Raw genomic sequence first — 12,801 nt, forward strand, 5'->3', positions numbered from 1 at the left:
GAGCAGGGGGGGGCGGTGCAGATTGGGGCGCGGGGTGAAGTCCGGCTCGGGGGTGGCGTCCGCGTAGCGGTTCCAGGGGCAGATCAGCTGGCAGTCATCGCAGCCATAGATACGGTTGCCGAGCGCCGGTCGCAGTTCGACCGGGATGGGCTCGTCGCTCTCTATGGTGAGATAGGAGATGCAGCGTCGTCCGTCCACCACATAGGGGGCGACGATGGCACCGGTGGGGCAGATGGTGAGGCAGGCGGTGCACTTGCCGCACTGCGCTTTCTCCACCGGGGCGTCGAGGGGCAGCGGGATGTTGACCAGCAGCTCCCCGAGGAAGAAGAAGGAGCCCGCCTCGGCGTTGAGCAGCAGGGAGTGTTTGCCCACCCAACCGAGCCCCGCCTTGGCCGCCAGGGGGCGCTCGAGGATCGGTGCCGAGTCGACGAAGGGGCGGTAACCCAGCCCTGCACAGGCCTGCTCGATGCGCTCGCCGAGCTGTTTGAGACGATTGCGCAGCACCTTGTGATAGTCGCGGCCGAGGGCGTAGCGACTGATGTAGCCGAGACGCGGGTCGCGCAGGGTGGCGGCGAATCCCGCCTCGAAGGGGAGATAGTTCATCCGCACCGAGATGACCCGCAGGGTCCCCGGCAGCAGCTCGTCGGGTCGGGCGCGCAGCATGCCGTGGCGCTCCATGTACTCCATGCTGCCGTGATAGCCGGCGTCGAGCCAGGCCTGCAGGCGTGGCTCCTCGATACTCAGATCGGTGTCGGTGATGCCGGCCTGGTCGAAGCCTAGCTCCCTCGCCCAGAGCTTGATATGGTGGGCCAGAGCGTGCAGATCGGACTCGGAAGAGGGTTGCGGGAGGGAACTCATGGGCGAGCACTATCGGTGTGGCATGGAGACGCCATCAAGTCTACCACAGGCCCTGTGGCGTGCCGAACAGATACGCCAGGCCGAGGCCGAGCTGGCGAGTGCGGCCGGGCTCTCTCTCTATACCCTGATGGAGCGGGCAGGCGCGGCGCTGCTGTCGATCATTCAGCGCAACTGGCCCGAGGCGCGGCGTATTCTCATCTGCTGTGGTCCGGGCAACAACGGCGGCGATGGCTATGTACTGGCCCGTCTGCTGCGCGAGCGTGGGTTGCGAGTGCAGCTGGTGGCCACCCGTGAGCCGGCGCGTCTCAAGGGGGATGCCGGGCGTGCCGCCAGCGCCTGGTTGGCCGCAGGGGGAGAGGTGCTGGAGTCGATGGGCGGGCTGGAGACTCCCGACCTGCTGGTCGATGCCCTGCTCGGCACCGGTCTGGCTCATCAGGTGACGGGGCCAGAGGCGATGCTCATCGAGGCGATCAATCGCTGGCGAGCGGCCGGCGTGCCCGTGCTGGCGGTGGATCTCCCCTCCGGCTTGCAGGCCGATACCGGCAGCGTGCTCGGCTGTGCCGTGCAGGCTACCTATACCCTCACCTTTATCGGCCTCAAGCAGGGGTTGCTCACCGGACGCGGCCCGGATCAGGTAGGGGAGCTGGCTGTGGCCAGTCTGGGACTCGAGATCGAGCGCTGGGGGCGCCCCGCGGCCCTGCGTATCGACTATCCGCTCCTCGCATCCCGACTGGTACCAAGACGTCGTTCTGCCCACAAGGGCGATCACGGCCGGGTGTTGCTGGTCGGTGGTAATTCCGGCATGGGGGGGGCTATTTTGCTGGCGGGGCGTGCTGCCCTGCGAGCCGGCGCCGGCCTGGTGCGGGTATGCCAGCACCCCGGCTTGCCCTCGCCAGCCTTGAGCCAGCCCGAGCTGATGCAAGGGGATCTGCAGGATGGTCGATGGGACACGGTGCGGGTCATCGGCCCCGGTCTCGGTCAGGATGAGTGGGCCAGGGGCTGTTTTGAGCGCTTCTTGTGTCAGGAGCGGTCGCTGGTGGTCGATGCCGATGGCCTCAATCTGCTGGCACAGGCCCCCCATCATCAGGATAATTGGGTGCTTACGCCTCACCCGGGTGAGGCGGCCAGGTTGCTGGATTGCGCCGTGGCGGTGGTTGAGGCCGACCGCTTCGCCGCCGTGGCGGCGCTGCAGCAGCGCTATGGCGGCGTGGTACTGCTCAAGGGAGCAGGTACCCTGATCCACGACGGACTCCATTGCTGGCTCTGCAACGAGGGGAATCCCGGCATGGCCGGGGGCGGCATGGGGGATCTGTTATCTGGTATAATCGGCGCCCTGCTGGCACAGAGGTTGGCACCAAGTGACGCCGTCTGTCTCGCCGTCGCCCTCCATGGGGAGGCGGCCGACCGGGCCGCCGCAGAGGGTGAGCGAGGGCTGCTAGCCTCGGATCTGTTGCCCTGGATACGCCGGCTCGCCAATCCGTCATAACCACAAGAAACGATTGAGAACATGACCAAACAGTTGTTGGTGTCGCTGTCCGACGAGGCGGCCACCGTAGATCTCGGCGGGCGTTTGGCCCGTGCCCTGGAGCGGGCGACTACTGTATTCCTGCACGGGGATCTGGGGGCCGGCAAGACCACCCTGACCCGCGGCTGGGTACAGGGATTGGGCCATACCGGCAAGGTAAAGAGCCCCACCTATACTCTGGTCGAGCCCTATGAGCTGGCCGACTGGCAGGTGTATCACTTTGATCTCTATCGCCTGGCCGATCCGGAAGAGCTGGAGTTCATGGGGATCCGCGACTACTTCGCCGAGCAGACCCTCTGTCTGGTGGAGTGGCCCGAAAAGGGTGAGGGCTGGTTGCCCGCCCCGGATCTCGAGATCACCCTGCGTTATGTGGGAGAGCAGCGGGAGGCTGAGCTCATTGCCCGGACTGCCATTGGTGAAGCCCTGTTACAACGGATCTGATACGTGCGCCTACTTCTCGCCTGCCTGCTTGCCATCGCCGCCCTGCCTGCCTGGGCCAACCAGCTCAAGGGAGTGCGTATCTGGCCCTCTCCCGACAGCACCCGAGTGGTGTTCGACATGGCCAGTGCTCCCGACTACCAGTTTCAGACCCTGACCAATCCGGCTCGGTTGGTCATCGACATCAAGAGCACCAGCAATGGGACCAATCTGGCTCGTATTGAAAACAAGAGCCAGGTGGTGCGCCGGCTGCGCGAGAGCACGCCGACCCAGAGCGGTAGCATCCGGCTGGTGTTGGACCTGAGCGAGCCGATCAAGCCGGTGGTCTTCCCGTTGGCGCCGGCAGGCCCTTATGGTCACCGTCTGGTGATCGATCTGCCCTATGAGGAGAAGGGGAGTCAGCCCAGCAGCAAGCCGGTGGCCCGCAGTGGCCATCCCGAGATCGTCATCGCCATCGATGCCGGACACGGGGGCGAAGATCCTGGCTCCATCGGGCCGCGGCGTACCTTCGAGAAACGGGTGACCCTGGCCATCTCCCAGCATCTGGCGGCCCTCATCGACAAGGAGCCGGGCATGCGTGCCGTGATGACCCGTCGCGGGGACTACTTCGTCGACCTCAACCGACGCTCCGAAATTGCCCGCAAGGGGAAATCGGATCTGCTCATCTCGGTGCATGCGGACAGCTTCAACAGCTCGGCCCCGCGCGGAGCCTCGGTCTGGGTACTCTCGACCAACCGCGCCAACCGCGAGATGGGTCGCTGGCTGGAGCAGCAGGAGAAGCAGTCCGAGTTGCTCGGCGGGGTAGGCAAGGTGATCGCCGAGTCCGATCCCAACCCCTATCTGGCGCGCACCTTCCTGGATCTCTCCATGGACAAGTCCCGGGCCGAAGGGTACGACGTGAGCCGCCAGATCCTGCGCCACCTCGGTCAGGTGGCGCGTCTGCACAAGAAGGCGCCCCAGCACGCCAGTCTGGCGGTGCTCAAGTCGCCCGATATCCCCTCTGTGCTGGTCGAAACCGGTTTTATCTCCAACCACGAGGAGGAGAAGTTGCTCGGCTCCTCCGCCTATCAGCAGAAGGTGGCCCGGGCCATCTTCCAGGGGATTCGCTCCTACTATCTCACTCATCCCACCAAGGGGCCCATGCTCAAGGGCAAGCCAGCCCAGAGTGTGGCTGCCGCGCCGCGTCCGGCTGTTTCTGCAACTCCGGCGGCATCGTCAGGGTCGGCGGCTGGGGTGATCAAACCTTACAGTGAAGTCGCGACGGCCCGCCCCGTCAGCGGTGGGTCCCAGGCCACCGCTCGGCATGTGGTCAAACGGGGAGAGAGCCTCTCTCTGCTGGCGTTTCGATATGGCACGACCCAGGCGGCCCTGGTGGAGCTCAACAACCTGAAGTCGCGGGAAATCCAGATTGGACAGACACTCAAGGTCCCGGCCAGCGGGGTCGCCAGTGCGGCCAAACCGCCGATCCGCCACCAGGTGAAACGGGGGGAGAGCCTGTCCCGTCTGGCCGAGCGCTATGGCGTGACCCAGGCCAGGCTGGTCGAATATAACAACCTGAAGTCGCGCGAGATCCAGATTGGCCAGGTGCTGAAGATCCCTCAGGAGTAAGCCATGCCGATCCGTATCCTTCCTCCCATTCTCGCCAACCAGATCGCCGCCGGTGAGGTGGTCGAGCGCCCCTCTTCCGTGGTCAAGGAACTGGTCGAGAACAGTCTCGATGCCGGTGCCGATCGGGTTGAGATCGATATCGAGAAGGGGGGGGCCAAGCTGATCCGCATCCGTGATAACGGCTGCGGTGTCCCCCAGGATGAGCTGGTGCTGGCGCTCTCTCGCCACGCCACCTCCAAGGTGGCGACTCTGGACGATCTGGAGGGGATTGCCAGCCTGGGTTTTCGCGGCGAGGCCCTTGCCTCCATCAGCTCGGTGTCGCGCCTGACATTTACCTCCAAAACCGCCGCCCAGTCAGAGGCGTGGCAGGCCCAGGCCGAAGGACGGGAGATGCAGGTAGCGGTGCGCCCTGCGGCTCATCCGGTGGGGACCACGGTGGAGGTGAACGACCTCTTCTTTAACACCCCGGCCCGGCGCAAGTTTCTGCGCAGCGAGAAGACCGAATTCGCCCATATCGACGAGCTGATCCGTCGCATCGCCCTGTCGCGCTTCGATATCACCCTGATCCTGCGCCACAACGGCAAGGTGGTGCGCCAGTACAAGGCGGCTCAGACGGTGCAGGAGCAGGAGCGGCGCCTCGCCGCCGTGTGCGGTACTCCTTTCATGCATCATGCGCTGGCGGTGGAGAGCGAGCACAGCGATGTGCGCCTGCGTGGCTGGATCTCGACCCCTCAGGGGGCCAGGGCGCAAAACGATCTGCAATACACCTATGTCAACGGCCGCATGATGCGCGACAAGCTCATCAACCACGCCATTCGCCAGGCCTATGACGAGCTGTTGCCCTCCGATCACCACGCCGCCTATGTGCTCTATATCGAACTCGACCCGCGCCAGGTGGATGTAAACGTGCATCCGGCCAAGCATGAGGTGCGTTTCCATCAGGCTCGTCTGGTACACGACTTTATCTTCCAGGCGCTCTACACGGCCCTGCGTCAGGCGGCCGATGCCGAGCTGCCCCTGGCCGAGAGCCAGGTGGAGTTACCCAGTGCGCCGGCGCCTGTTTACCCCGGTCAGGCCGCCAGGGGCGAGTGGTATGAGGCGGAACACGCCTATCGAGCTCCGGCGTCGGTGCAGGAGTCCCCGGGTGGTTTTTCCGCGGGTGCGGGTGTTGGCCGCGGTCCCCGTGAGGGGGTTGATCCCCGTGCCGTGCGCGGCATGCAGGCCCTGATGAGTACGCTGCCGGCTGCGGAGCCTGTGGCTCTGCCGGAGCCGGCCTCGGTGACGACGGGGGCGCGCGCCCTCTCCCTGGTGCAGGGGCGCTATCTATTGTGGGAGCAGGAGGGGCGCCTCGGTCTGCTCTCATTGCGCCGTGCCGAAGGAGTGTTGCTGCTGGCCCATCTGCAAGAGCAGTGGCCCCAGGGGCTCACCACCCAACCGCTGCTGCTGCCGGTCTCCCTCAAGCTCCCGGCGAGTTTGCTCGAGCAAAGCGAGCTGCGTGGCGAGGTGCTCAGACGCATGGGCTTCGAGTCGAAGGGCGGGGGGCGTGAGACCCTTATCCTGACCCGGGTGCCGGCCCTGCTGCGTAGCTGCGACCTGGCACGGCTCTTCCCCGAGCTGTTGCAAATGCTGGCCAGTCTGCCGGAGGCCATCGGTGAGTCGGAGCGGGATCAGCTCTGCCGTTGGCTCATCGAACAGGGTTGTGGTACGGGCAAGGTCTATGACTTCACCACCGCCAGTCGTCTGTTACAGGAGCTGGCCTGCGATTATTCCGACCTGCTGGATGGGCCGTCGTTGACGCGCCTGCTGCCAGTGGCCGAACTGATAGAGGAGTTTGAACGTGGCTGAGTTGCCCCGGGCTATTTTTCTGATGGGGCCGACCGCCTCGGGCAAGACGGATCTCGCCATCGCGCTCACCCGCGTGCTGCCATGCGACATCATCAGCGTCGATTCGGCGCTGATCTACCGGGAGATGGACATAGGCACCGCCAAGCCGAGCGCGGCCGAGCTGGCCGCAGCCCCCCACAGGCTCATCGACATACTGGATCCGTCCCAGAGCTATTCGGCCGCCGACTTTCGCCGCGACGCCCTGCGCGAGATGGCCGAGATCGCCGGCCGTGGCCGTATTCCTCTGCTGGTTGGTGGCACCATGCTCTATTTCAAGGCCTTGCTGGAGGGGCTCTCGCCGCTCCCTTCGGCCGATCCCGAGGTGCGTCGCCAGCTGGAAGAGGAGGCCGAGCGTCTCGGCTGGCAGGCACTGCACGATGAGTTGAGTCGTGTCGACCCGGTGGCCGGTGCCCGTATTCATCCCAACGATCCCCAGCGTCTGACCCGGGCTCTCGAGGTCTATCGGGTGAGCGGCAAGACCCTCACCGAATTGACGCGCATTCAGGGGGAGGCGCTTCCCTATCGGGTGAGCCAGTTCGCCATCGCCCCCGAGGAGCGCAGTGAGTTGCACCGGCGCATCGAACTGCGTTTCGATCTGATGCTGCAAGGGGGGCTCGAAGAGGAGGTGCGTCGACTCCTCGAGCGGGGAGACCTGACGCCGGATCTCCCCTCCATCCGCTGTGTCGGTTATCGCCAGATGTGGGACTACCTGATCGGGGAGGTCGGTTATGATGAGATGCGGTATCGTGGCATAGTAGCGACCCGGCAACTGGCCAAGCGTCAGATGACCTGGCTGCGGGGTTGGCCCGATGTGACCTGGTTGACAACGGGTGATGAGGATAATGTTCAGCGAGTGCTCAGCGTCGTTGGTGTAGCTTGACACTCCTTGTATAATCAGGTTGTTATATCGACGACCAACGTCTTACAACAACAAACACAATTAAATGAAGGAAAGAAAGATGGCTAAGGGGCAATCTCTCCAAGACCCGTTTTTGAATGCGCTGCGCCGTGAGCGTATTCCGGTTTCTATCTATTTGGTGAACGGCATCAAACTGCAAGGTCAAATCGAGTCCTTCGACCAGTTCGTTATCCTGCTCAAGAACACCGTCAGCCAGATGGTCTACAAGCATGCCATCTCCACCGTGGTGCCGGCTCGCGCCGTTAACCATCATCAGCATGCTGCCCAGGGCGGTCAGTCCGACGAGCAGCAGGGTGAGAGTGAAGCCTGACCCGATTCGGGTTTTCTTTAACGATAGCCCACTGACATTGAAGGAGTTTTCGCTTGTTTGACCGTTATGAAGGAGGCGAACAGGCTGTTCTGGTGCACGTCAACTTCAGCGACGAGGGTGAGCGGGAAGATCTCGAAGAGCTCAGAATGCTGGTCAGCTCTGCCGGGGTCAATACGCTGGCCGTCGTCACCACCAGTCGGGGTGCACCCAGTTCCAAATACTTCGTCGGTAGCGGTAAGGCCGAAGAGATCGCCGAGCAGGTGCGTATGCTTGGTGCCGACGTAGTCATCTTCAATCACGCCCTGACTCCGGCCCAGGAGCGCAACCTCGAGCGTCTGATCGAGTGTCGGGTGGTGGATCGTACCGGTCTCATCCTCGATATCTTTGCCCAGCGCGCTCGCACCCACGAGGGTAAGTTGCAGGTTGAGCTGGCCCAATTGCGTCACCTTTCGACCCGACTGGTTCGTGGTTGGACCCACCTGGAGCGTCAAAAGGGCGGTATCGGCCTGCGCGGTCCGGGTGAAACCCAGCTCGAGACCGACCGTCGTCTGCTGCGTGAACGCATCAAGTACATACTGCGCCGTCTCGACAAGGTGGCCAAGCAGCGCGAGCAAGGGCGCCGCGCCCGCAATCGCAATGAGGTTCCGACCGTTTCTCTGGTGGGTTACACCAACGCCGGCAAGTCCACTCTGTTCAACCAACTTACAGCCGCCAGCGTGTATGCTGCCGACCAACTGTTTGCCACCCTTGATCCGACCCTGCGCCGCCTCGATGTAAAGGATGTGGGCGATGTGATCCTGGCCGATACGGTCGGCTTTATCCGCCACCTCCCTCACGACCTGGTGGCCGCCTTCAAGGCGACCCTGCAAGAGACCCGGGAGGCGGACCTGCTGCTCCACGTGGTGGACTGCGCCGACGAACAGATGCAGGAGAACATCGCATCGGTTCAGAGCGTGTTGGCCGAGATTGAGGCCGATGATCGCCCCCAGCTGATGATCTGCAACAAGATCGACAAGCTGGCGGATCGTCCCGCCATGCTGGAGCGTGATGAAGAGGGTCGGCCGATGCGGGTCTGGCTCTCTGCCCAGAGCGGTGAAGGGTGTGAGCTCCTCTATCAGGCGTTGACCGAACTGCTCTCCGGAGCCATGGTACACCACCTGTTGCGGTTGCCCCCGTCACAGGCCCGGTTGCGTAGTATCTTCTATCGCCTCAAGGGGATAGAGCAGGAGTGCTTCAACGAGGAGGGGGATTGCCTGCTGGAGGTTCGCCTGCCGGCAGCCGACTGGAATCGCCTGCTGAAGCAAGAGGGTGACATGTTACAACGCTTTATCAGTCATGAAGGTGCTGATAGAGTCCATCTTCCATCTGCATGAGTTAATGGAGACGCTGATGGCTTGGAATGAGCCTGGAAATAATGGCAAAGACCGGGATCCCTGGGGGAATAACGGCAAGAATCAGGGTCCTCCGGACCTGGATGATCTCTTTAAAAACCTGAGCCGCCGTTTGGGTGGTCTGCTCGGGGGGGGCAATCGCTCCGGTGGTGAATTCAGCCGGGTGGGCCTCTCCGTGGCCGTCGCCGTGGGTGTGGTGGTGTGGGTCGTGAGCGGCTTCTATACCATCAAGGAGGCCGAGCGTGGCGTGGTACTGCGTTTTGGTGAGTACTCCCATATCGTCGAGCCTGGCCTGCGCTGGAAGCCGACCTTTATCGACAAGGTGATCCCGGTCGATGTGGAGTCCGTGCGTTCCCTGCCGGCCTCCGGCTTTATGCTGACCCAGGATGAGAACGTGGTGCGCGTCGAGATGGACGTTCAGTATCGAGTCGTCGATCCCAAGGCCTATCTCTTTAGCGTGACCAATGCTGACGAGAGCCTGCGCCAGGCCACCGACAGCGCCCTGCGCTACGTGGTCGGCCATAACTCCATGGATGACATCCTGACCACGGGGCGTGAACGGGTTCGTAGCGAGACGCGCGAAGGACTCGAGCAGATCATTGAGCCCTATCAGATGGGTCTGCAGGTGGTGGACGTAAACTTCCTGCCGGCCCGCCCGCCGGAAGAGGTGAAGGATGCGTTTGATGACGCCATCGCCGCCCAGGAAGATGAGCAACGCTTCATTCGTGAGGCGGAAGCCTATGCCCGTGAGGTCGAACCCAAGGCCCGTGGCCAGGTGAAACGCCTGGAGCAGGAGGCCGAGGGTTACAAGTCTCAGGTGGTACTGAAGGCCAAGGGTGAGGTGGCGCGTTTCAACGAGTTGCTGCCCCAGTACCTGGCTGCCCCCGAACTGACCCGCCAGCGTATCTATATCGAGACCATGGAGGAAATCTACCAGAACGCCAACAAGGTACTGGTCGATCTGCCCCAGGGTAACAACAGCATGATCTACCTCCCTCTCGACAAGCTGGGGTCTGGCAACAAGCCGGCACGCCCCGTGGCGCCACAGGTGCCCATGGCTGGCGTCGACTCTCAACAGTCGGGTAGCGGTGTGATGGAGGGGGCTAACTCGGCTCCCGCCCCCATCCGCGGTGGCGATCGTTTCAGCGGGAGGAACTAATAGATGAAGAAGATGGCTATTGGTGCCGTGGCCGTGATCGCCCTGCTGGGTTTCACCTCCGTATTCGTGGTGGACGAGGGGCAGCGCGGGATCGTCGTGCAGTTTGGCAAGGTGAAGCGTGATGCCGAAGGGCAGCCCAGGGTCTATGAGCCGGGCTTGCACTTCAAGGTGCCCCTCATCGACAACGTGCGCAAGATGGATGCCCGCATCCAGACTCTGGACGGTCAGGCCGATCGTTTCGTCACCTCCGAGAAGAAAGACCTCATCATCGACTCCTATGTGAAGTGGAAGATCGAGGACTTCTCCAAATACTACCTGGCGACCGGTGGTGGCAACCGGATGCAAGCCGAGGCCCTGCTCAAGCGCAAGATCAACAACGGTCTGCGTTCCGAGATAGGTAACCGCACCATCAAGGATATCGTCTCCGGTGAGCGCGGTGCCGTGATGGAGGATGCCCTCAAGAAGATGGCTCGCTCCTCCGAGCTTGGCATCAAGGTGGTGGATGTGCGGATCAAGCAGATCAACCTGCCGGTTGAGGTCTCCAACTCCATCTACCAACGGATGCGCGCCGAACGTAACGCCGTGGCTCGTGAGCATCGCTCCCAGGGCCGCGAGAAGGCGGAGGTACTGCGTGCCGATATCGATCGCAAGGTCACCGTGATGCTGGCCGATGCCGAGAGCCATGCCCGTCAGCTGCGTGGTGAGGGGGATGCCGAGGCGGCCAAGATTTACGCCGAGAGCTACAAGAAGGATCCCGAATTCTTCAGCTTCGTGCGCAGCATGGAGGCCTATCGCAAGAGCTTCGCCGGCAACAATGACATGATGGTCATCAAGCCGGACAGCGAGTTCTTCCGTTACCTCAAGGATGCGAATGCCAAATAGTCCGAAGGGCCTGCACTGCAGGCCCTTCTTCTTGGAGCCAAGATGAACGCAATACTGATTGGCCTGGGGCTGCTTCTGCTGTTTGAAGGGCTGGGTCCCTTGCTGATGCCAAGGCTCTGGCAGCAGGTGTTGAGCCAACTGGCACAACAGCCACCCGAGAGCCTGCGCCGCCTCGGTGGTTGTCTGGCCGTGAGTGGCGCCGTCATTCTCTGGATGACGCTGGGTTAGGCGAGAGCAAAAAAGAGAGCCGCAGGCTCTCTTTTCTCTTCAGGTTTCTTCAGGCGGCAGGTCTCAGGCGCTGCGCTGAACGGCCATATGGGCCAGGGTCTCCAGCGCCTCCCGATGGGGGCCGGCCGGCAGTATGGTCAGGGCAGAGATGGCCTTGTCCGCCTCTTCCCGGGCCCGTTGCCGTGCGTAGTCGAGTGCGCCGGTGCGCTCGAGAATTGCCAGTACGGTATCGAGGCGCTCCATACCGTTACGCAGTTCGATGGCCTCGCGGATGATCTGGCGCTCCTCGGCGCTGCCCACCGCCATGGCGTAGAGCAGGGGCAGGGTGGGTTTGCCCTCGGAGAGATCGTCGCCCACGTTCTTGCCCATCTCCTGGCTGTCGGAGCAGTAATCCATCACGTCATCGATGATCTGGAAGGCGGTACCCAGGTACTTACCGTAGTCGGTCATGGCCTGCTCGATGACGGGCGACTGATGGGTCAGTACGGCGGCGAGGCGGGTCGCGGCCTCGAACAACTTGGCGGTCTTGCAGTAGATGACCGTCATGTAGCTCTCTTCCGTGGTATCCGGGTCGTTGCAGTTCATCAACTGCAGCACTTCGCCCTCGGCGATGGTATTGGTAGCGTCGGCGAGGATCTCCATGATGCGCAGGTTGGAGAGCTCAGACATCATCTGGAACGAACGACTGTAGAGATAGTCCCCGACCAGGACGCTGGCGGCGTTGCCAAACATGGCGTTGGCGGTCTCACGGCCGCGACGCAGATCCGACTCGTCCACCACGTCGTCGTGAAGCAGGGTCGAGGTGTGGATAAACTCTATGATGGCCGCCAGCTTGAGGTGATCGCTGCCCTCATAGCCGAGCGCCCGGGCGGCCAGTACGGTCAGCATGGGGCGCATACGTTTTCCACCGGCACTGATGATGTAGTAGCCGAGCTGGTTGATCAGGCTGACGTCAGACTGCAACCGTTCGATGATCAGGGCGTTGACGGCCGTCATATCGGCCTCGGTCAGCGCACGAATTCCCGTTTGGTCCATAGTTCTCTTTGACTCGACGGCAGCAGGACTGCCCGGATTGCTGTTGCGGGGATTTTACACGAATTCACTATGGGTTACAGTTAGGCGTTTGATGCGCCGGCAGAGGTGCGCACAAAATAAACTTTTTTTGAAATTGACCTTGCCTGAGGGGATCAATTTGCGTAAAATGCCGGCCCATTGTTATTCAGTTTTTGTGCACATCTGCCATGAGCAAAGATGTGCCTATACGGAGTTAAAAAATGTACGCGGTATTCCAAAGCGGCGGAAAACAACACCGTGTAGCCGAAGGTCAGATCGTTCGTCTGGAAAAGCTGAACGTCGAGACCGGTGCTGCCATCGAGTTCGATAAAGTACTGATGGTTGCCCAAGGCGACACTTTCAAGGTTGGCGCTCCTTTCGTAGAAGGCGGCAAGGTTCTGGCTGAAGTTGTGGCTCACGGCCGCGGCGACAAGGTTCAGATCATCAAGTTCCGTCGTCGTAAGCACCATCGCAAGCACATGGGCCACCGTCAGTGGTTCACTGAAGTCAAGATCACTGGCATCAGCGCTTAATAGATTAGGAGTC

13 protein-coding genes are annotated in these 12,801 nt (G+C 62.3%); 11 read left to right on the forward strand and 2 right to left on the reverse strand.

Translation table 11 applies throughout. From position 1 onward, the window contains the following. Positions 1–858 (reverse strand): tRNA epoxyqueuosine(34) reductase QueG (queG, locus tag BN1133_RS17070; RefSeq protein WP_050667659.1); only part of this gene is annotated, 858 nt, incomplete at its 3' end. Between queG and BN1133_RS17075 the strand changes: the two genes are divergently transcribed. The 10 genes from BN1133_RS17075 (at position 857) to BN1133_RS17120 (ending at position 11,202) form a co-directional block, all read left to right on the forward strand. After that, a complete protein-coding gene (locus BN1133_RS17075; RefSeq protein ID WP_050667660.1) occupies positions 857–2,344 on the forward strand; it encodes a bifunctional ADP-dependent NAD(P)H-hydrate dehydratase/NAD(P)H-hydrate epimerase in 1,488 nt (495 codons plus the stop codon). The two genes, queG and BN1133_RS17075, sit on opposite strands and share 2 nt — an antisense overlap. 21 nt (positions 2,345–2,365) lie before the next feature. Next, on the forward strand, positions 2,366–2,824 hold the full coding sequence (gene tsaE, locus BN1133_RS17080) for a tRNA (adenosine(37)-N6)-threonylcarbamoyltransferase complex ATPase subunit type 1 TsaE (RefSeq protein WP_050667661.1): 459 nt from the start codon (positions 2,366–2,368) through the stop codon (positions 2,822–2,824). A gap of 3 nt (positions 2,825–2,827) precedes the next feature. After that, the gene (locus BN1133_RS17085; RefSeq protein ID WP_050667662.1) at positions 2,828–4,429 is read left to right on the forward strand and encodes an N-acetylmuramoyl-L-alanine amidase; all 1,602 of its coding nucleotides are present in this window, start codon (positions 2,828–2,830) and stop codon (positions 4,427–4,429) included. 3 nt (positions 4,430–4,432) lie between these two features. After that, positions 4,433–6,274 carry a DNA mismatch repair endonuclease MutL gene (gene mutL / locus BN1133_RS17090; RefSeq protein ID WP_050667663.1) on the forward strand — a complete coding sequence of 614 codons (1,842 nt, stop codon included), beginning with the start codon at positions 4,433–4,435 and terminating at the stop codon, positions 6,272–6,274. Position 6,275: 1 nt separating this feature from the next. Continuing rightward, on the forward strand, positions 6,276–7,193 hold the full coding sequence (gene miaA, locus BN1133_RS17095) for a tRNA (adenosine(37)-N6)-dimethylallyltransferase MiaA (RefSeq protein ID WP_082178046.1): 918 nt from the start codon (positions 6,276–6,278) through the stop codon (positions 7,191–7,193). Between the two features lie 79 nt (positions 7,194–7,272). Next, on the forward strand, positions 7,273–7,542 hold the full coding sequence (gene hfq / locus BN1133_RS17100; protein ID WP_050667664.1) for an RNA chaperone Hfq: 270 nt from the start codon (positions 7,273–7,275) through the stop codon (positions 7,540–7,542). Between the two features lie 53 nt (positions 7,543–7,595). Continuing rightward, the gene (hflX, locus tag BN1133_RS17105; protein ID WP_050667665.1) at positions 7,596–8,915 is read left to right on the forward strand and encodes a ribosome rescue GTPase HflX; all 1,320 of its coding nucleotides are present in this window, start codon (positions 7,596–7,598) and stop codon (positions 8,913–8,915) included. 16 nt (positions 8,916–8,931) lie between these two features. Beyond that, entirely contained in the window at positions 8,932–10,092 is a 1,161-nt protein-coding gene (gene hflK / locus BN1133_RS17110; RefSeq protein ID WP_050667666.1) for an FtsH protease activity modulator HflK, read from the forward strand. 3 nt (positions 10,093–10,095) lie between these two features. Beyond that, entirely contained in the window at positions 10,096–10,974 is an 879-nt protein-coding gene (hflC, locus tag BN1133_RS17115; RefSeq protein WP_050667667.1) for a protease modulator HflC, read from the forward strand. A 42-nt stretch (positions 10,975–11,016) separates the two neighbouring features. Continuing rightward, complete coding sequence (locus BN1133_RS17120) at positions 11,017–11,202, forward strand: DUF2065 domain-containing protein (RefSeq protein ID WP_050667668.1); 186 nt, start codon at positions 11,017–11,019, stop codon at positions 11,200–11,202. A 63-nt stretch (positions 11,203–11,265) separates the two neighbouring features. On the opposite strand, the gene ispB is transcribed toward BN1133_RS17120, so the two are convergent. Continuing rightward, the gene (gene ispB, locus BN1133_RS17125) at positions 11,266–12,237 is read right to left on the reverse strand and encodes an octaprenyl diphosphate synthase (protein WP_050667669.1); all 972 of its coding nucleotides are present in this window, start codon (positions 12,235–12,237) and stop codon (positions 11,266–11,268) included. A gap of 239 nt (positions 12,238–12,476) precedes the next feature. Here ispB and rplU point away from each other — a divergent pair, with 239 nt between their 5' ends. Continuing rightward, complete coding sequence (gene rplU / locus BN1133_RS17130; RefSeq protein WP_005345816.1) at positions 12,477–12,788, forward strand: 50S ribosomal protein L21; 312 nt, start codon at positions 12,477–12,479, stop codon at positions 12,786–12,788. The last annotated feature ends 13 nt before the right edge of the window (positions 12,789–12,801 follow it).

The sequence above is a fragment of the Aeromonas schubertii genome (assembly GCF_000820105.1).
GTDB lineage: Bacteria > Pseudomonadota > Gammaproteobacteria > Enterobacterales > Aeromonadaceae > Aeromonas > Aeromonas schubertii.

Bases quoted from the DNA above. Each gene is read 5' to 3' on its own strand.
- hfq (WP_050667664.1), top strand. From the start codon at position 7,273: ATGGCTAAGGGGCAATCTCTCCAAGACCCGTTTTTGAATGCGCTGCGC.
- BN1133_RS17120 (WP_050667668.1), top strand. From the start codon at position 11,017: ATGAACGCAATACTGATTGGCCTGGGGCTGCTTCTGCTGTTTGAAGGG.
- BN1133_RS17075 (WP_050667660.1), top strand. From the start codon at position 857: ATGGGCGAGCACTATCGGTGTGGCATGGAGACGCCATCAAGTCTACCA.
- ispB (WP_050667669.1), bottom strand. From the start codon at position 12,237: ATGGACCAAACGGGAATTCGTGCGCTGACCGAGGCCGATATGACGGCC.
- tsaE (WP_050667661.1), top strand. From the start codon at position 2,366: ATGACCAAACAGTTGTTGGTGTCGCTGTCCGACGAGGCGGCCACCGTA.
- hflK (WP_050667666.1), top strand. From the start codon at position 8,932: ATGGCTTGGAATGAGCCTGGAAATAATGGCAAAGACCGGGATCCCTGG.
- mutL (WP_050667663.1), top strand. From the start codon at position 4,433: ATGCCGATCCGTATCCTTCCTCCCATTCTCGCCAACCAGATCGCCGCC.
- hflC (WP_050667667.1), top strand. From the start codon at position 10,096: ATGAAGAAGATGGCTATTGGTGCCGTGGCCGTGATCGCCCTGCTGGGT.
- rplU (WP_005345816.1), top strand. From the start codon at position 12,477: ATGTACGCGGTATTCCAAAGCGGCGGAAAACAACACCGTGTAGCCGAA.